A 17,451-nucleotide genomic window follows, 5' to 3' on the forward strand; every position below is an offset into this window, starting at 1 on the left:
GCGGGCCCCTCCTCTGGTCCTTGGTGGGAGTCAGGGGCGCACGAGGATCTTGACGTGGTCCTCGTTGTGGTGGATCAGCTGGTCGAAGCCCTGCTCGATGAGGTCGTCAAGCGCGATCCGACCGGTTATGAACGGTGCGAGGTCGAGTTTGCCGGACCGTACGAGTTCGATCGTCGCAGCGTGGTCGTTCGCGTACGCGATGGTGCCGCGGAGGTCGATCTCCTTGACGACGAGCTTCTCGAGGTCGACGACGGGCCGGTGGCCCCAGATCGAGACGTTCACGATCGCTGCGCCTGGACGCACTGCGTCGAGGAGGGTGTCGAGCACGACGTCGACCCCGGCGCACTCGAATCCGACGTCGGCCCCGCGACCGCCAGTCAGGGCACGGACTTCAGACGGTACGTCGACCTCGGTCGGGTCGAGCACGTGGTCGGCGACCCCGGTGCGGGTCGCCATGGCCTTCCGTGCAGCACTGACCTCGCTGAGGATGACGGTGAGCCCCTCCGCCTTGCAGATCGCCGCGGTCAACAGGCCGATCGGTCCGCCACCGCCGACGAGTGCGACGTCGCCGGAGCGCGCCCCGCTGCGAACGAAGGCGTGGTGGCCCACCGAGAGGGGTTCGATGAGTGCAGCCTGGTCGAGCGGCAGGTCACCCACCGGGTGGACCCACCGTCGCTCGACAGCGATCCGCTCGGCGAGGCCGCCCCCGCGGCCGGCGAGACCGATGAAGTTCATGTCCGGTGACAGCTGGTACTCGGTGCCCGGGTCGGCGGGCACGTCGTCGCGGATGATGTACGGCTCGACGACGACGTGCTCGCCGATCTGCAGGTCCGTGACGCCGGCCCCGAGCGCCGCGACCGTGCCCGACATCTCGTGCCCGAGCGTCACGGGAGCGGCCTCCCCCGAGATCGGGTGCGGATGTCCGGCCGGCGGGACGAAGATCGGTCCGTCGAGGTACTCGTGCAGGTCGGTACCGCAGATGCCGCACCAGGCGACATCGATGAGCACGGTGCCCGGGGTGGCTTCCGGTGCCGGGACGTCCTCGATGCGGATGTCACCGCGGTCGTGGTATCGGGCTGCCTTCATGGTCGTTGTCTCCTCGTTGTGCTGGTGGATGGTCATTCGTTGTCCCCACCCGTAGCGGCGGACGCGGCGGCGGCCGCGCCGACGCCGACGTTGGCGGAGCGCACCGACGTGGCGTCGTGCGTCGCGGTGTCACCGTCGGTCCACGTCCAGTCGGCGACGTCCGGCGCGTCTTCGCCGTGGGCCCGCGTGTAGGCCCTCGCAGCGACCCGGGCGTCCTGCATCCGTTGGCGGAGTCCGGCGTAGCGGGACCCGAGACCGGGGACGCGATCGAGCACGTCGATCACGAGGTGGAACCGGTCCATGTCGTTGAGCATCACCATGTCGAACGGCGTCGTGGTCGTGCCCTCCTCCTTGTAGCCGCGCACGTGCAGGTTCGCGTGGCCGTGACGGCGGTAGGTCAACCGGTGGATGAGCCAGGGGTACCCGTGGTAAGCGAAGACGACGGGCTTGTCGGTGGTGAAGACCGCGTCGTACTCCGCATCGGACAGCCCGTGCGGGTGCTCCCCCTCGGACACCAGGCGCATCAGGTCGACGACGTTCACGACGCGGACGCGCAGGTCCGGTACCTCGTCCTGCAGGATCGACACGGCCGCCAAGGTCTCGAGCGTCGGCACGTCCCCCGCGCAGGCGAGCACCACGTCGGGTTCCTCGCCGGGAAGCTCGTTGCCCGCCCACTCGAAGATCCCGAGCCCGCGGGTCATGTGGGCGATGGCTTCGTCCATCGACAACCAGTTGAACGTGGGCTGTTTGCCGGCGACGACGACGTTGACGTAGTCGACGGAGCGCAGGCAGTGGTCGTAGGTCGAGAGCAGCGTGTTCGCGTCGAAGGGCAGGTAGACGCGGACCACGTCGGGCTTCTTGTTGACGACGTGGTCGATGAACCCGGGGTCCTGGTGCGAGAGCCCGTTGTGGTCCTGCCGCCAGACGTGCGACGAGAGCAGGTAGTTGAGGGAGGCGATCGGGCGACGCCACGGGATCGTCTTGCTGACCTTCAGCCACTTGGCGTGTTGGTTGAGCATCGAGTCGACGATGTGGATGAACGCTTCGTAGCTGGTGAAGAGGCCGTGCCGCCCCGTCAGCAGGTACCCCTCGAGCCAGCCCTGGCACTGGTGCTCGCTGAGCATCTCCATGACGCGCCCGGCTCGGGCGAGGTGCTCGTCCGACGGGAGGTACTCGGCGTCCCACTGCTTGTCGGTGACCTCGAGCACGGCACTCAGGCGGTTCGACGCTGTCTCGTCCGGGCCGAAGATCCGGAAGCTGTCCGGGTTCAGGCGCACGACCTCGGCCAGCCACTCGCCGAGCACCCGCGTGGACTCGTTGACCGAGCCGCCGTGCGTGGGCACCTCGACCGCGTGATCGCGGAAGTCGGGGAGCACGAGGTCCCGCTTGAGCAGGCCGCCGTTCGCGACCGGGTTCGCGCTCATCCTGCGGTCCCCCTCGGGTGCGAATGCGGTCGCGAGCGCCACGGGCGCGCCCGCATCATCGAACAGCTCCTCGGGACGGTAGGAACGGAGCCAGCCCTCGAGCACGTGGAGGTGCTCCTCGGTGTCGCGGGCGTTCGCGAGCGGCACCTGGTGGGCGCGCCAGTTGCCCTCGGCTGGCTTGCCGTCGATCTCCGGCGGGCACGTCCAGCCCTTCGGCGTCCGGAGGATGATCATCGGCCAGGCCGGTCGACCGTCGAGCGTGCCCGCGCCGGCCTGTTCCTTGATGTCGGCGATGTGGTCGAGGACCCGGTCGAGCGTCGCGGCCATGCGGGCGTGCACGGCGCGGGGGTCCTCGCCGTCGAAGCCGCCGGAGACGACGTACGGCGTGTGGCCGTAGCCGCGCATCAGGGCGAGGAGCTCGTCCTCCGGGATGCGGGCGAGGACCGTGGGGTTGGCGATCTTGTACCCGTTGAGGTGCAGGATCGGCAGGACGACCCCGTCGTGCAGGGGGTCCATGAACTTGTTGGAGTGCCAGCTCGTGGCGAGCGGCCCGGTCTCGGCCTCGCCGTCGCCGACGACCGCGGCGACGAGCAGCCCGGGATTGTCGAAGGCGGCGCCGTACGCGTGGGACAGTGCGTAGCCGAGTTCTCCGCCCTCGTGGATCGAGCCCGGGGTCTCCGGTGCTGCGTGGGAGGGGATGCCGCCGGGGAAGGAGAACTGCCGGAAGAGCTTCCGGACGCCGTCCTCGGTCTGCGAGATCCCCGGGTAGACCTCGCTGTAGGTTCCGTCCAGGTACGCGTTGGCGACCATGCCGGGGCCGCCGTGTCCCGGACCCGTGACGTACAGCGTGTCGAGGTCACGCTCCTGGATGACCCGGTTGAGGTGGGCGTACACGAAGTTGAGACCTGGAGTGGTGCCCCAGTGTCCGAGGAGGCGCGGCTTGACGTCGTCACGAGTGAGCGGGCGGCGGAGCAGCGGGTTGTCGAGCAGGTAGATCTGGCCCACGGACAGGTAGTTCGCCGTCCGCCACCACGTGTGCAGCTGATCGAGCACCCGGTCGTCCACCGATCTGCCGGAACCGCGCCGGAATGCTGCTGCCTCCGATCCGGTGGGCGTTCTGGTGATCGTCGTGGTCATGTCGCTCATGCGTCTTCCTCGCTCCCCGTCCGTGGCCGAACGGTCGCGGACCACTCGATCCTCGGCGCCGCTGGGTGCCGCGCGCAGGGTCGAAGGTCCCGCGTGCACGACGGGACCTTGGACTCTGCGGTCTTCGGCGATCGTGAGCGAGGTTGGAGCACAAGCACGCAGACGACCATCATCACCGCGTTCCCGAGGCCGAGTGGGAGCGCCTCAAGCGGGAAGCGCGCGACCGCGCCCAGCGACAGACCGAATCGGAGTCGCCGCGCTGCGCTGACGGTGAGCCGAGTGAGTGATGTGCGCGGGACGAAGGTCCCTGGCGCCCAAGCGTTGAGGGCAGCAGGGTCGACCGCATGAACGACTTGCTCAGCACCCTGGTGCTGTCCCGGTGGCAGTTCGGCCTCACGACGATCTACCACTTCCTCTTCGTCCCCATCACCATCGGCATGGTGTTCGTGGTCGCGGTGTTCCAGACCGCCTGGGTCCGCACCGGCCGCGCGCACTACCTGCAGCTGACCCGGTTCTTCGGACGCATCTTCCTGATCAACTTCGCGATGGGTGTCGTGACGGGCATCGTGCAGGAGTTCCAGTTCGGCATGAACTGGTCGACGTACTCTCGGTTCGTCGGTGACGTCTTCGGGGCGCCGCTCGCGCTCGAGGGCATCCTCGCCTTCTTCCTCGAGGCAGCGTTCATCGGCATCTGGATCTTCGGCTGGGACCGCCTGCCCAAGGGCGTGCACCTCGCCAGCATCTGGCTCACCGCACTCGGGACGCTCTTGTCGGCCTACTTCATCATCGCCGCGAACGCCTTCATGCAGCACCCGGTCGGCTTCCGGCTCGACGCGTCCCGCGGTCGAGCAGAGTTGACCGACATCTGGGCGGTCGTCACCAACAAGGTCGCACTCGCAGCGTTCCCGCACACGATCGCAGCATCGTTCATGGTCGCCGCGGCCGTCGTCATCGCGGTCGCCGGCTGGCACCTCGCCCGGAACCAGCACCTCGAGACGATGCTCCCGGCGATCAAGTTCGGCCTCTGGACGATGGTCACCGCCGGGGCCGTGACGCTGCTCACCGGCGACCAGCTCGGCCTAGTCATGGTGGACACGCAGCCGATGAAGATGGCTGCAGCCGAGGCGCTCTACAACACGGCCACCGGCCAGGACGCGTCGTTCTCGATCTTCACGCTCGGCACCCCGGACGGAGTCCACGAGCTGTTCTCGATCCGCATCCCGTACCTGCTGTCCTTCCTGTCGACTCACACCACGCACGGCACCGTCGAGGGCATCCGCGAGCTCCAGGCGCAGTACACGCAGGTGTACGGACCCGGCGACTACTCCCCCACCATCTGGGTCACCTACTGGGCCTTCCGCTGGATGATCGGCTTCGGAGCCGTCTCCGTCCTGCTCGCGATCGCTGGTCTGGTGCTGCTCCGCCGCGGACGGGTGCCGCAGCGCCGGTGGGTGTGGCGGATTGCGGTCTGGTCGGCGCCGCTCCCGATGGCCGCCATGACCGTCGGCTGGATCTTCACGGAGATGGGCCGCCAGCCGTGGCTCGTGTTCGGGCTGCTGAAGACGAGCGCTGGTGTGTCCCCGAACGTGACGGGGGTCGAGGTCCTCATCTCCCTCGTCGTCTTCACCCTGTTGTACGGCGCGCTGGCGGTCGTCGAGTTCCGCCTGCTCCGCCGCGCCGCCCAACGCGCCGACGAGCTCACCCCGCCCGAGGACCCAGCGCAGGACGCTCCTGAGACGATCGCGACGGTGTACTGAGATGGACCTGCCCGTTCTCTGGTTCGCGATCGTCGGACTCTTCTTCGTCGGGTACTTCGTCCTCGACGGGTTCGACTTCGGTGTCGGCATGTCCCTGCCGTTCCTCGGCAAGGACGACACCGACCGCCGCGTGCTCATCAACACGATCGGCCCGGTCTGGGACCTCAACGAGACCTGGGTCATCGTCGCCGGCGCCTGCCTGTTCGCAGCGTTCCCGGAGTGGTACGCCACGATGTTCTCCGGCTTCTACCTCGCGCTCCTGCTCATCCTCGCCGCGCTCATCGCCCGCGGCGTGTCGTTCGAGTATCGGCACCAGCGCCGGCACCCGGAGTGGAAGCGCCGCTTCGACCTGATGATCATCGTCGGCAGCGCGGTGCCGTCGTTCCTGTGGGGCGTCGCCTTCGGCAACGTCGTCCGCGGCATCCCGATGGACGCCGGACACAACTACACCGGCACCCTGTTCGACCTGCTCAACCCGTTCGCCCTGCTCACCGGGCTCGCCACCCTCCTGGTCTTCTTCACGCACGGCGTCGTGTTCGTCGCGCTGAAGACCGAGGGCGAGATCCGCGAACGGGCCAAGCGGCTCGCGACCCGCGCGGGCGTGCTCACGATCGTCGTCGGCGCTGCGTTCCTGGTGGCGATGGCGTTCGTCCGAGCGACGCCGGCGAGCCTCGTGCTCTCGGTGGTGGCCGCCCTCGCCCTCGTCCTCGCGGTGCTCTGCAACGCCTGGGGCCGTGAGGGACGCGCGTTCACCCTCATGGCGGTCACGATCGCCGCGGTCGTGCTGGCGATGTTCACGGCGATCTTCCCCGACGTCATGCCCGCCTCGAACGACCCGGCGAACAGCCTGACCGTGTGGAACGCGTCGAGCGGGCAGTACACGCTCACGGTGATGAGCTGGGTGGCGCTGGTCTTCGTCCCGCTCGTGCTCGCCTACCAGGCCTGGACGTACTGGGTCTTCCGCAAGCGCGTTACCCGCACCCACATCGAGGGTGCTACGGCGTGACCGGTGACGGTCTGACGCCACCACGGCCGGTCTGGAGGCGCGCTGCGGGCCCGCACCGCGCCTCCAGACCGTGCCTGGTCGCCGCGTGGACATGGCAGGACGTTGTGCCCTGCCGCCGGTCGCGTCAGGGCGCGATCATCTCCGCATGAGCACGACGAACCAAGTGAGCACGATGACACCCGCGGTCGTGGACCTCGGAGTCCGCGACCTGATCCTCCGCTCCTGGCGCTCGGAACGGTCCCTGGACGCCTCGACACTCGACGTGGCCGTCGACGTCGGCGGCAACCAGATCGTCCTGACCGGTGATGTGGGGTCGTACACCGATCGGCTGACAGCCCACGAGATAGCGTCCGGACACGCCACCGGGTTGCTCCCGGTGCGGAACCGTATCGTCGTGCGTCCGCTCGAGTGCGATCCGACCGAACCGGACGCGGTCCTCCAGGCCAGGGTGGAGGGTGCTGTCCGCGATGCTGCGCCGTACGCCGCTGTCAGGATCTCCGCGAGGGACCACGTCGTGCGGTTGTCGGGTCGACTCGGCGACGACGACGAACGGCGACGCGTCCACGCCGCGGCAGCACGCAGCCGCGGAGTGCACTTCGTCGACGACCGCACCACTATCGCTGCGAGTGACCCCCGTTCCGGACGGACCTTGGTCCCTGTCCCTCGTTCGCGGGCCATGGAACCGTCGTCGGCATGAAGAACCGGATCGCTTCCGCACCGCCCCGTCACCGCGCCGTCGAGGACCCGACCGAGAACCCTCCGAGCGTGACCATCGAGCTGTGTCCGACGAAACCACTGGACGTCGAGACGTTGCTCAGCATCGGTGTGACGCTCCGCGCCGCCGATCGACTGCACCCACACGAGCGCTGAGCGCGCGATCGTGGATGCTCGAGCGACAACTCAGCCACCCCCGGCCGGAGCCGGGGCCGCCTCGCGCCGCGCCTGGTGCGAGCTCGAACCAGCCGTACGCGCGGGACTCCTCAGCGAGATCAGCCACCTCGCGGTGGCGGGCACGGGTGCCGGCCGAACGCCATTCGAACGGACCGATGGGGCAGTCTTCGACTCCCCCGCCGTTCGCTGCGACCGCGTCCTGATCGCCATGGCCGACCTGCTCCGGACGGTGTCCGTTCCTCGCCGACGAGCACTGCGCTCCGCGCAGGTCGTGGTCGACACCGGGTTCCCGCTCGAGCGCGCCGTCGTGTCCGTCGCCGCGGCGCTGATCGTGGGGGAAACGGTGACCCTGGGGTTCGTGGGCGGCCTGGACCGAGCGTCCGCCGCCTACGTCCGGTCGCTGGCGGCACTGTTGCCCGGGCGCGTCCTCCGCGTCCGCTTCGGTGATCGGCTCGTGTCGGGTGGGTACGACCGGGTGAGCTGGTTGTCGCCGTCCTGCTGCGCGGAGTCCTCGCCGTTCGACCTGCGCATCCTCGATCAGATCACGTCGACGTCGCTCCCCCCCTCGGTGCTCGGTGGGACTTCTGACCCTGCCGTGCGATGAGCGCCCGCGGCAGGGTGACTCCACGGGCGCCGATTGGCGCGGGACACCGGGTCCCGGCACGCCCGTGAGGAGAGGTCATCCCATGAAGGCAGCAGTCGTCCACCAGTTCGGTCAGCCCCTCGTTGTCGAGGACCGGCCGCTCCCCGCACCCGGCGCCGGACAGGTCCTCGTCCGGATCGAGGCCTCCGGCCTCTGTCACACCGACATCCACGCAGCACGCGGAGACTGGCCGGTCAAGCCGACGCCGCCGTTCGTCCCCGGCCACGAGGGAGTCGGCATCATCGAGGAGCTCGGTGACGGCGTCACGAACCGACAGATCGGTGACCGGGTCGCGCTCCCGTGGCTCGGTCACGCCTGCGGCCACTGCCGCTACTGCGTGGAAGGCCGCGAGACCCTCTGCGAGCAGCAGCAGAACACTGGGTACTCCATCGACGGCGCCTTCGGGCAGTTCGCCGTCGCCGACGCGGACTACGTCGTCCCGGTCCCCGCCGGCGTCGCCCCGGAGGACGCAGCCCCGCTCACCTGCGCCGGCGTCACGACCTACAAGGCACTCAAGGTCGCCGGGATAACGCCGTCCGAGACCGTCGCGGTCTTCGGCGTGGGCGGGCTCGGGCACCTCGCGGTGCAGTACGCACGGGTGTTCGGCGCGCAGGTCATCGGCGTCGACGTCGAGCCGGCCAAGCTCGAGCTCGCCCGCGACCTCGGTGCGGACCGCGCCGTCGACGCGTCCTCCGGCGACGCCGCCGCCCAGATCCAGGAGCTCGGTGGCGCGGACGTCGCCGTCGTGCTCGCAGCGTCGGCCAGCGTGTTCGAGCAGGCGTTCGCCTCCCTGAAGCGGGGAGGACGCCTGGTCTGCGTCGCGCTGCCGGCGGACGGCACGATGAGCATCCCGATCTTCGACACCGTCCTCAAGGGGATCTCGATCATCGGGTCGATCGTCGGGACTCGGCAGGACCTCGCCGAGGTCTTCGCCCTGCACGCCGCCGGACGCACCCGGGTCGTGTCGGTCCGCCGCCCGCTCGCCGACGTGAACGAGGCGATGGCCGACGTGCTCGCCGGTCGGGTGCCGGCCCGGATCGTGTTCGACATGCCGCCCGTCCAGCGCGAGCAGATCGTCGCCGAGGACGAGTCCACGCAGGCTGTAACGCGATGATCGGCACGGGCCTCGCGGTCCACGACGACCGGACGCTCGTCGCGTCGGAGTGCTGGTCGCTCATCGGACGCGTCCGGAGCGGCCGGCTCGTCCGAGGCACCGTGTCCCAGGCGGAGGCGGTCGTCGTGGACCCCGCAAGCGGGTGCCTCGACCTCGAGGGACCCCGCCTCGGAGACCTCGGTTCGCGTACGACGGCTGTGTTCGAGACGGGCGCCCAAGATCCGACGGGGGGCTGGAGCGTCATCGTCGTCGGACGCGCCGAACCGCTCGTCATCCGGGCCGGACGCGACGGACCGCTGCAGCGCTGGCGCTTCGACGTCCAGGAACTCAGCGGGATCGTGTTCACGTCCGACGCGCTTCGGGCAGACCGGGCTGACGCCGTCCGTACCTGACCTGCAGGCACGGCACGGAGGGACGAGCAGAACGGCCCGGTGCGAGCAGCACCGGGCCGTCTCCATGCTCCGGTCAGATCCTCCCCGCTCCTCCGGGCGTCGCGGGGATCCCCTCACCACCGCGCACGTCCGTCCTCCGTTCGGCACGGTCCCACGGACGGGCGTCGGCGATGTCGAGCAGTTGGGCACCGAGTCCGAGGACGATCGTCACCACGGTCACGAGGACTCCGAGGACGGGGATGTGCAGCGCCACGACGAGGACCGCACCGCCCAGGAGCGCCGTGACGACCGGCCCGCGTCGGCCGCGGAGGATCAGGCGTCCGATCATGAACGCTCCGTACGGGAACGCCGCGAGGGTCAGGACGAGCAGGACCAACAGTCCAGTCAGGGCCACGGGTGCGCCGATGACCGTCACGAGCAGGAGGAGCAGGGCGAGCGGAGCGGCGACTGCTGTGACGAAGCCGACCAGTGCGGCCCTCCAGGGCGCCGCACGGAGCCGGTCGGTCACCCGGGTGAGCTGCCGAGGGACGAGGAGCCCGGCGGCCAGCGTGATCAGGCCCAGTGCGACGAGTGCGTACAGCAGGCCGACCAGCCAGGACGCGAACGCCTCGCCGGCGGTGGGGCGATAGGTCGTCCGGTTCGGATGGACGTGTTGCACCGACCCGTCGACGTGGTCGGCACGCATCTGCGCGGTGTGGTCGCTGACGTAGACGACGTCCCCGCCGATCGTCCCGGCGACGGTCAGCCGGTCCACGCTGAGTCGCGCGTCGCGGCCGAGGTCGCCCGCGACCGAGCGAGCCGGACGTCTCCGTCCACCTCTCCGGTGACGGTCACGGTCTGTGCGGCCGCGATGACGTCCCCGGTGACCCGCCCACTCACGGTCACGTTCTGGCCGGCGGCGTACACGTCCCCGTCCACGTTCCCGGCGACCTCGACGTCGGTGCCGCTGAGGAACCGCGGGCCGGTCACGCGCTCCGTCGCGCCGATCCTGGACGGGTCGTCCTGTGTCGTCGTGACGGCTGCGGCGGCGCCTCCCGTGACGGCTGTCAGAGCGACGACGATGCCGAGGACGACCGCCGAGCGCGGGACGTGACGGCGGGCGGTGGGCTGGGTTCGGTGTCTGGTCATCATGGCGGCAGTGTCGCGGGCTGGCCGTCGGCACGACAGGGTCGGAGGTCCTTGCTCGGCGCCGCGAGGGAGCGCCGGTGGGCGGGACCTTCGGCCCTGCCGGCGTCGTCCGCCCGCACCTAGCGTGCGGTGATGGGATGCGGCTGGAGCCGCAGGTGGGCGCAACCGGTGTCCACTGCGAAGGGAGTGACCATGACCGCCTACACCGTCGCCATCGACGACACGACTGCCGCCTGGAGGACCGTGGACTGGATCGCGGACGCCGTCGACCCTGCGACGGACAGCGTGCGGCTGGTCACCGTGAGCGAGTACACCGGCGAGGCCCTCGAACGGTCCGAAGAGCGACTCGAGGCGGCGGAGCAGCGCTTGCGCTCGACGCATGCCGAGCTCACCGTCCGGCACGACGTGACCGGCGGGCCGACCGTGGATCGCCTCGTGTCGGACGCCACGCGCGGCGACATGCTCGTGATCGGCGGCAACCAGGTGCACACGTTCGTCGCCGCGGCGCGGGGACGCGTGGCCGAGCGGGTGGTCGCGCACGCCGTCACCCCGGTCGTGGTGGTCCCGGAACACTGGGAGCGGTCCGACGGTCCGGTCGTCGTCGGTGTCGACGGGCGGTCCGCGTCCGCCGCGCTGTCCTGGGCCGCCGACCGAGCGGCCCGTGGCCGTCACGAGCTCGCCCTCGTGCGCGCCTGGGCGGTCCCGAGCGCGGTCGACGCCTACGCTGCGGTCGACCTCCAGGAGGACCGAGACCTCTGGTCGAAGGAGGCCGACCTCGAACTCCGGGCCGCGCTCCGGGCGGTCGGTGCCGCGCAGCCAGGGCTCCACGTCACCGGCGAAGCCGTCGAGGGGCAAGCTCGCGACGTGGTCCTCCGGTCGTCCCGGGGTGCGTCGTTGATCGTGGTCGGGCGTCGCCACCGGACGGCACTGGGCGGGTTCATCACGGGGTCGGTCGGTGAACGCCTGATGCACGAGGGGCACGCGCCGGTGTGCATCGTCCCCGAACCGACGCACACCGGTGGGGGCGCGGAGTCCGAGCGCCGTCCGGAACAGCTGCACGCCGAGGTGCGGTGATGCGCGACAGCAGCGTCGTCGGGACCGAACACGTGGTGGTCGGCATCGACGGACACGAGGCGAGTGACCGAGCGGTGGACTGGGTGGCCGTCCGGCGCCTCACGCCAGGGAGCCGGGTCGAGCTCATCACCGTCACCAACGGATGGGGAGGTGACCGACTGGCCCTCGACCGACGGCTCGCCCGCGCCGCAGAGCGCCTGACCGTGGCACACCAGCGGGTTGACGTCGCAGTGTTCCGGCTGTCAGGGGTGCCTGACCGGATGCTCGCGGACGCTGCATCGACCGCGGACCTGCTCGTCATCGGGAACCGGCGCCAGCACCGCGTCCGAACAGCGCTCGACGGGTGGATGCCCGAACGCGTGCCGACCCTCGCGAACGGTCCGACCGTCGTCGTCCCGGAGGACTGGCGACCGACGCACGGGGACGTCGTCCTCGGGGTCGACGACGCCACTGGTGACACCGCGCTCCGCTTCGCCGGGTCCCAGGCCGTCCGGGAGCACCGGCGGCTCAGTTTGGTGCGCTCGTGGAAGGTCGCCGAACCCGCCCGGGTCGGAACGCTGAGCGCCTTCGAGGACCCCGAACTCGTCGAAACGCACGCACGGGAGGTCCTGATCGACGCCGAACGGCTCCTCCACACCCGGTTCCCCGGACTGCAACACCGACCTGTCGTCGAGGAAGGCGACACGGCCGACGTCCTTGGCAGGTACGCCGAGGACGCGTCGATTGTCGTCCTCGGACGACACCACACGTCGACGCTTGAGGGTCGGCTCTTCGGCTCCACTGCACACGAGCTCATCAGTGGTTCGCGAACTCCGGTGTGCATCGCGCCGCTGCGCTCACCGGACCCGCGCCGACGATGAACGGTCCGACCTCCACGGCGCCCACTGCCGACCTCGCCGAAGGGCTCACGTCAACAGCCGCGGCGGCGCGGCTCGCCGAGGACGGGCCGAACGCCGTTGGCACATCGGCACCGAGCCTCGTGCGCACGATCGCCGGACAGTTCCGCAACGTCGTGCTCCTCCTCCTGCTCGCCACCGCGGTCGTCTCCGCAGTGCTCGGGCAGGTGCAGGACGCCGTCGTGATCACCGTCATCCTCCTCACGAGCGTCGGGCTCGGTACGGTCAACGAGTACCGATCCGCGCTGGTGTCCTCGGCGATGGCCGACCAGTTGCGGCACACCGCTCGGGCGCTCCGCGACGGGGTCTGGACGACCGTCGACGTGCGCGACGTGGTCGTCGGTGACCTCGTGCGCCTCGGGGTCGGCAGCGTCGTGCCCGCGGACGCAGCACTCGTGTCGGCACAGGATCTCCAACTCGACGAGAGCGTCCTCACGGGAGAGTCCCGTCCCGTGGAACACCGGACCGACGAGTCCGTGCTCCAGGGCGCAGTCGTCGTCGCCGGTTCCGGTGATGCGCGGGTGACGGCCACCGGGAGGGCGACGGAGTTCGGCGGCATCGCTGCTGGTCTGCGTTCCCGTGCGCCCGAGACAGCGTTCCAGGCCGGCCTGGCGCGCTTCTCGATGCTACTGGTCTGGGTCGCCGTGTCGCTGATGGTCCTGATCGTGGTGGCCGGGATCGCGTTCTCCCGCCCACTGCTGACGACGGTGCTGTTCGCGCTGGCGATCGCCGTCGGGGTGACGCCGCAGCTGCTCCCCGCCGTGGTGAGCACCGCGCTCGCCTCCGGCGCCCGACTCCTCAAGCGGTCGGATGTGCTCGTGAAGCGTCTCGTGTGCGTCGAGGATCTCGGCGGTGTCGACGTCCTCGTCACCGACAAGACCGGCACGCTCACGTCGGGGGGCCTCCGCTTCCAGGATGCGCTGGACCCCAGTGGTCGCCCCGCCTCGACGCTCCTGGGCGTGGCCCGGGTTACCGTGCCACCAGACGTGCGCGCCGACGGTGCGGCCGGCTCGGTCGCCGACGTCCTCGACCGCGAGATCCTCGACGCGTCGGCGGCGAACGCGGCACGGAACGGCTCACCGGTCGTCCTCGCCACCCGGCCGTTCGACCACGAGCGGATGACCTCGTCGGCGCTGGTCCTCGAACACGACGGAAGCCGCCGCCTGGTCGTCAAGGGCGCTCCGGACGTCGTGCTGGCGCGGTGCAGCGACGTCGCACCCGCTGGCCAGGAGACCTTGCAGCGGTTGCTCGCCGCCGGTCACCGGGTGCTCGCGGTCGCGACCGCGGCCGTGCCCCGAGCGACGACGACCGCGGACCCGATCGCGGTCAGCAGTGCGTTCGTGCTCGAGGGGTTCCTCGTGTTCGAGGACCCGCCCCGCGCCGGCGTCGCGGACGCCATCGGCGCGTTGCGTGACCTCGGTGTCCAGGTCGTCGTGGTGACCGGCGATGACCCGGTGGTCGCCGCCGGTCTCGCGCGCGACGTCGGCATCCCCGTCGGTTCCGCGCTGCTCGGGAGCGAGATCGGTGCTGCGGCCGACCAGCCCCTGGCTGCCCTCGCTTCCCGGGTGCTCGACGCCGGCGTGGTCGCTCGTGTCCGCCCCGCGGACAAGGCGGTCGTCGTGCGTGCGCTCCGCGACGCGGGGAGGACCGTCGCGTTCCTCGGCGACGGCGTGAACGACGCGCTCGCGCTGCACGCGGCGGACGTCGGCATCTCGGTGCTCTCGGCGACCGACGTCGCCCGGGACGCGGCGGACGTCGTCCTGCTCGACAAACGACTCGACGCAGTCGCCACCGCCGTCCGGACCGGTCGGCGGGTGTTCGCCAACACCCTCAAGTACGTGATGATGGGCACCTCGTCGAACATCGGCAACATGCTCAGCGCTGCCGTCGCGGCGAGCTTCCTGCCGTTCCTCCCGCTGCTGCCCGCGCAGGTCCTCCTGAACAACCTGATCTACGACCTCGGGCAGCTGGCGATCCCGACGGACCGTGTGGATCGCGAACGGCTCACGTCTCCCGCGCGCTGGGACGTCGGCGCGGTCCGTCGGTTCATGCTCGTCTTCGGACCGGTGAGCTCACTGTTCGACTTCATCACGTTCGCCGTCCTCCTCGGTGTGGTGCACGCCGGCCCGACGGAGTTCCGGACGGTCTGGTTCGTCGAGTCGCTCCTCACCCAGTCGCTGGTCGTGTTCGTCGTTCGCACGAACCGCGTTCCGTCCTGGCGCAGTCGGCCAGGACGGTGGCTCACCCTCGGTGCACTCGGTTCGGCGGCCCTCGGAGTCGTGCTGCCGCTGAGCCCGATCGGAGTGCTCGTCGACTTCGCGCCGCTGCCCGGCAGCCTGCTCGCGGTCGTCGCCGTGATCGCCGTCGTCTACCTGCTCCTCGTCGAGGGGCTCAAGGCGTTCGCGTTCCGGTACGTGTTCCGGAACGATCTCGGAGCGCACCGCACCGCACACCACGTGCGCCGCTTCGCAGCTCGCTTCGGTCGGACCCGCTGACCGCAGGCGCGTCGCGCCCCGGGTCGGTGGGACTTCCGGCCCTGCGCACGAGCAACGGTGCGTCGCATGCTGGTCCGACCGGGCGAGAAATCAGAGCGATCACGCTCGTTCCGTCCCGCAGACCAGGAGGAAAGACCATGGAAGCAGCGGCGACCGGACCATCGAACGAGGTGAAGGATCCGCGGGCTCAGGGAGCGGGCGGACTCGATGCGACCCCGCTGGACGAACTCGTCGTCACGCTCGACGCGGACCAGTGTTGGGAACGGCTGCACCGCAGCCGGATCGCCCGCGTAGCGTTCCGCACCCAGGAATCGCTGGAGATCATCCCGGTGAACTACGTCACAGAGACACGGAAACTGGCCTTCGCGACCTCGAGCAGTGTGATCCTCGACGCCGTCCACTCCGGGCGCGAGATCCTGATGGAGGTGGACGAACACGACGGGTGGACCGCCTGGAGCGTCGTGGCGAGGGGAACCGCCCACATCCCCGACACCCGGCACGTGACGGCGCAGCGGATCCGCTCGATGCTGGCGACACCGAAGCGCGCCACCGTCGTGCTCGAGCCGACCAGCGTCACCGGCCGGCTCTTCGACCAAGCCGCTCCATGACAGCCCCTCGCGGTCGCGCCGGGCGGGAGGACGGAAGGCGCGGTGCGAACCTGCACCGCGCCTCCCGTCCGTCACGACTACGCTGGATGCTCGCGATCGCCGCACCCTTTCTGGTCGCCGCGGCGGTGGTCATCGCCGCGCCGCACGCCGAGGAGGCGTTCCTCGTCCTCCGCGAACTACCGCCGAGCGCCTCGATCGTCGCCGGCGTGGCGGTCCTCGCCGAGGCGGTGTCCCTGACGGCCGCGTCTCGTGCTACCCGCGCGTTCCTGGGCCCCGACGCGCCGAGCTTCCGGCACGTCCTCGCGGTCGACCTCGTCGCGCAGGGGGTCCGCAGCGTTCTGCCCGGTGGAGCGGCGACCTCCGCGGGGTTGCGCATCTCACTCCTGCGACGGTTCGACGTCCCGGTCCCGATTGCTGCCTCCGCGGCCACGACCGGTGTCATCGTGTCCAACGTCGTGCTCGGCGCACTCTTCATCAGTGGTGTAGCGATGACCGCCTGGCACGGCCGTCCTTCCCCTGGTGTCGCCGTCCTCGTCGGAACGGTCCTCTTGCTCGCCGTCGCCGTCGGACTGGGCGGCGCGGTCATCGCTCGCCGGCCCGATCGCGTACGGGAGGGTGCCATGTGGTTGACGACGCCGCTGCGGCGAGCCGTCGGGCACCCGTCCGAAGCCACCATCTTCGGCTACGTCGACGGACTGGCCCTTGGGATGGGGCGCCTCCGATCGGTCCGGACGCTCGCGACCCTGCTCGCCTGGGTGGGATGCAACTGGGCTGCCGATCTCTTGGCGTTCGGGCTCATGCTCGTCGCTGCGGGCGCCCGACCCCCGTGGCCGGTCATCGTCCTGGCCTACGGCGTTGCGAACGTCCTCGCCACCGTTCCGATCACACCCGGGGCGCTCGGGCTGGTCGAGGGAGCCGCGGTGACCACGCTCAACGTCGCAGGGGTCCCGACGTCGGTCGCGCTGCTCGGCGTCCTCGGCTGGCGCGCCGTCGAGTACTGGCTGCCGATGCTCGCCGCACTCGTCGTCGCACCGTTCCTGCTCGCCTCGACCCGCCGCCGCAGCGCGACGTCACCCCGGTCACGGTTGCGTGACCACCGGCTCACACCACGCCGCTCGTACCGAGGATGGACCCGATGACGAAGGTCGCCGCCAGGGCGAGCGCACCACCGACGACCACTCGGAACGTGGCCCTTAGCACCGATCCGCCGCCGATTCTCGCACCGACCGCACCGGTCAGCGCGAGCGCGAGGAGCACGACGACGAACGTGACCGGCACCCGGACCGATCCGGGCGGCACGAGGATCGCCAACAGGGGCAGGACCGCGCCGATCGAGAATGCTGCCGCCGAGGCGAATGCCGCGTGCCAGGGGCTGACTACTTCGTCCTCGTCGATTCCGAGTTCCGTCGTCAGGTGCGCCGCGAGAGCGTCGCGCTCTGTCAACTCACCGGCGACCGCCTCGGCAGTGGCGCGCTGCAGACCACGCGCCTCCCACAGCTGGGTGAGTTCCTCGAGTTCGGCGACGGGGTCGTCCTCGAGCTCGCGGCGCTCCTTCTCGATGAGCGAGCGCTGGCTGTCCTTCTGGCTGCTGACCGATACGTACTCCCCCAGCGCCATCGAGATGGCGCCGCCGACCAGCGCGGCGACACCGGCGGTCGCAATCGCGGGGACGGAGGTGGAGGCGCCGGCGACGCCGACCACGATCGAAGCCGTCGAGACGATGCCGTCGTTCGCGCCCAGTACGCTGGCGCGCAGCCAGTTCAACCGCGCGGCGAGGTCACCGGCGTGGGC

At 70.4% G+C, this 17,451-nt stretch carries 16 protein-coding genes; 11 read left to right on the forward strand and 5 right to left on the reverse strand.

What is annotated here, in order from left to right; translation table 11 throughout:
• Window positions 1-30: 30 nt before the first annotated feature.
• Together I59_RS11550 and I59_RS11555 are read right to left on the reverse strand one after the other, a co-directional pair.
• Window positions 31-1,086 (reverse strand): 2,3-butanediol dehydrogenase, encoded by a 1,056-nt coding sequence (locus I59_RS11550; protein ID WP_031273677.1) that lies wholly within the window; start codon window positions 1,084-1,086, stop codon window positions 31-33.
• A gap of 32 nt (window positions 1,087-1,118) precedes the next feature.
• Window positions 1,119-3,647: a phosphoketolase family protein gene (locus I59_RS11555; protein WP_148286194.1), complete on the reverse strand. Its 2,529-nt coding sequence runs from the start codon at window positions 3,645-3,647 to the stop codon at window positions 1,119-1,121.
• A 353-nt stretch (window positions 3,648-4,000) separates the two neighbouring features.
• Between I59_RS11555 and I59_RS11560 the strand changes: the two genes are divergently transcribed.
• The 6 genes from I59_RS11560 to I59_RS11590 all read left to right on the forward strand — a co-directional run bounded on the left by I59_RS11560 (window position 4,001) and on the right by I59_RS11590 (window position 9,459).
• Window positions 4,001-5,413: a cytochrome ubiquinol oxidase subunit I gene (locus I59_RS11560; RefSeq protein ID WP_022904001.1), complete on the forward strand. Its 1,413-nt coding sequence runs from the start codon at window positions 4,001-4,003 to the stop codon at window positions 5,411-5,413.
• A 1-nt stretch (window position 5,414) separates the two neighbouring features.
• Entirely contained in the window at window positions 5,415-6,419 is a 1,005-nt protein-coding gene (cydB, locus tag I59_RS11565; RefSeq protein WP_022904002.1) for a cytochrome d ubiquinol oxidase subunit II, read from the forward strand.
• 145 nt (window positions 6,420-6,564) lie between these two features.
• A complete protein-coding gene (locus tag I59_RS11570; RefSeq protein WP_167510068.1) occupies window positions 6,565-7,116 on the forward strand; it encodes a BON domain-containing protein in 552 nt (183 codons plus the stop codon).
• Between the two features lie 402 nt (window positions 7,117-7,518).
• Window positions 7,519-7,914, forward strand: coding sequence for a hypothetical protein (locus I59_RS11580; protein WP_022904005.1), 396 nt, complete (start codon window positions 7,519-7,521; stop codon window positions 7,912-7,914).
• An 82-nt stretch (window positions 7,915-7,996) separates the two neighbouring features.
• A complete protein-coding gene (gene adhP, locus I59_RS11585; RefSeq protein WP_022904006.1) occupies window positions 7,997-9,067 on the forward strand; it encodes an alcohol dehydrogenase AdhP in 1,071 nt (356 codons plus the stop codon).
• Complete coding sequence (locus tag I59_RS11590) at window positions 9,064-9,459, forward strand: hypothetical protein (protein WP_022904007.1); 396 nt, start codon at window positions 9,064-9,066, stop codon at window positions 9,457-9,459. The genes adhP and I59_RS11590 overlap by 4 nt, the downstream gene beginning before the upstream one ends.
• A 73-nt stretch (window positions 9,460-9,532) precedes the next feature.
• Here I59_RS11590 and I59_RS19875 read toward each other — a convergent pair whose 3' ends face one another.
• The gene (locus I59_RS19875) at window positions 9,533-10,213 is read right to left on the reverse strand and encodes a hypothetical protein (protein ID WP_022904008.1); all 681 of its coding nucleotides are present in this window, start codon (window positions 10,211-10,213) and stop codon (window positions 9,533-9,535) included.
• On the reverse strand, window positions 10,201-10,590 hold the full coding sequence (locus I59_RS20970) for a polymer-forming cytoskeletal protein (RefSeq protein ID WP_022904009.1): 390 nt from the start codon (window positions 10,588-10,590) through the stop codon (window positions 10,201-10,203). The genes I59_RS19875 and I59_RS20970 overlap by 13 nt, the downstream gene beginning before the upstream one ends.
• 189 nt (window positions 10,591-10,779) lie before the next feature.
• Between I59_RS20970 and I59_RS11600 the strand changes: the two genes are divergently transcribed.
• The 5 genes from I59_RS11600 (at window position 10,780) to I59_RS11620 (ending at window position 16,799) form a co-directional block, all read left to right on the forward strand.
• Window positions 10,780-11,661: a universal stress protein gene (locus tag I59_RS11600; RefSeq protein ID WP_167510066.1), complete on the forward strand. Its 882-nt coding sequence runs from the start codon at window positions 10,780-10,782 to the stop codon at window positions 11,659-11,661.
• Window positions 11,661-12,521, forward strand: a complete 861-nt coding sequence (locus tag I59_RS11605; RefSeq protein ID WP_022904011.1) for a universal stress protein — start codon at window positions 11,661-11,663, stop codon at window positions 12,519-12,521. Before I59_RS11600 ends, I59_RS11605 begins: the two co-directional genes overlap by 1 nt.
• Window positions 12,518-15,052: an HAD-IC family P-type ATPase gene (locus I59_RS11610; RefSeq protein WP_042726681.1), complete on the forward strand. Its 2,535-nt coding sequence runs from the start codon at window positions 12,518-12,520 to the stop codon at window positions 15,050-15,052. The genes I59_RS11605 and I59_RS11610 overlap by 4 nt, the downstream gene beginning before the upstream one ends.
• A 137-nt stretch (window positions 15,053-15,189) precedes the next feature.
• Complete coding sequence (locus tag I59_RS11615; RefSeq protein WP_022904013.1) at window positions 15,190-15,660, forward strand: pyridoxamine 5'-phosphate oxidase family protein; 471 nt, start codon at window positions 15,190-15,192, stop codon at window positions 15,658-15,660.
• 86 nt (window positions 15,661-15,746) lie between these two features.
• Window positions 15,747-16,799 (forward strand): lysylphosphatidylglycerol synthase transmembrane domain-containing protein, encoded by a 1,053-nt coding sequence (locus I59_RS11620; protein ID WP_022904014.1) that lies wholly within the window; start codon window positions 15,747-15,749, stop codon window positions 16,797-16,799.
• Here the strand turns inward: I59_RS11620 and I59_RS11625 are convergent.
• The coding region (locus I59_RS11625; protein ID WP_022904015.1) for a VIT family protein at window positions 16,762-17,451 on the reverse strand (690 nt) is incomplete at its 5' end. The genes I59_RS11620 and I59_RS11625 overlap by 38 nt on opposite strands.

Source organism: Curtobacterium sp. B8 (assembly GCF_000333315.1).
GTDB lineage: Bacteria > Actinomycetota > Actinomycetes > Actinomycetales > Microbacteriaceae > Curtobacterium > Curtobacterium luteum.

Excerpts from the sequence above, each read along its gene's own strand:
- I59_RS11550 (WP_031273677.1), bottom strand. The coding sequence starts at position 1,086 with ATGAAGGCAGCCCGATACCACGACCGCGGTGACATCCGCATCGAGGAC.
- I59_RS11555 (WP_148286194.1), bottom strand. The coding sequence starts at position 3,647 with ATGACCACGACGATCACCAGAACGCCCACCGGATCGGAGGCAGCAGCA.
- I59_RS11560 (WP_022904001.1), top strand. The coding sequence starts at position 4,001 with ATGAACGACTTGCTCAGCACCCTGGTGCTGTCCCGGTGGCAGTTCGGC.
- cydB (WP_022904002.1), top strand. The coding sequence starts at position 5,415 with ATGGACCTGCCCGTTCTCTGGTTCGCGATCGTCGGACTCTTCTTCGTC.
- I59_RS11570 (WP_167510068.1), top strand. The coding sequence starts at position 6,565 with ATGAGCACGACGAACCAAGTGAGCACGATGACACCCGCGGTCGTGGAC.
- I59_RS11580 (WP_022904005.1), top strand. The coding sequence starts at position 7,519 with ATGGCCGACCTGCTCCGGACGGTGTCCGTTCCTCGCCGACGAGCACTG.
- adhP (WP_022904006.1), top strand. The coding sequence starts at position 7,997 with ATGAAGGCAGCAGTCGTCCACCAGTTCGGTCAGCCCCTCGTTGTCGAG.
- I59_RS11590 (WP_022904007.1), top strand. The coding sequence starts at position 9,064 with ATGATCGGCACGGGCCTCGCGGTCCACGACGACCGGACGCTCGTCGCG.
- I59_RS20970 (WP_022904009.1), bottom strand. The coding sequence starts at position 10,590 with ATGATGACCAGACACCGAACCCAGCCCACCGCCCGCCGTCACGTCCCG.
- I59_RS11600 (WP_167510066.1), top strand. The coding sequence starts at position 10,780 with ATGACCGCCTACACCGTCGCCATCGACGACACGACTGCCGCCTGGAGG.
- I59_RS11605 (WP_022904011.1), top strand. The coding sequence starts at position 11,661 with ATGCGCGACAGCAGCGTCGTCGGGACCGAACACGTGGTGGTCGGCATC.
- I59_RS11610 (WP_042726681.1), top strand. The coding sequence starts at position 12,518 with ATGAACGGTCCGACCTCCACGGCGCCCACTGCCGACCTCGCCGAAGGG.
- I59_RS11615 (WP_022904013.1), top strand. The coding sequence starts at position 15,190 with ATGGAAGCAGCGGCGACCGGACCATCGAACGAGGTGAAGGATCCGCGG.
- I59_RS11620 (WP_022904014.1), top strand. The coding sequence starts at position 15,747 with ATGCTCGCGATCGCCGCACCCTTTCTGGTCGCCGCGGCGGTGGTCATC.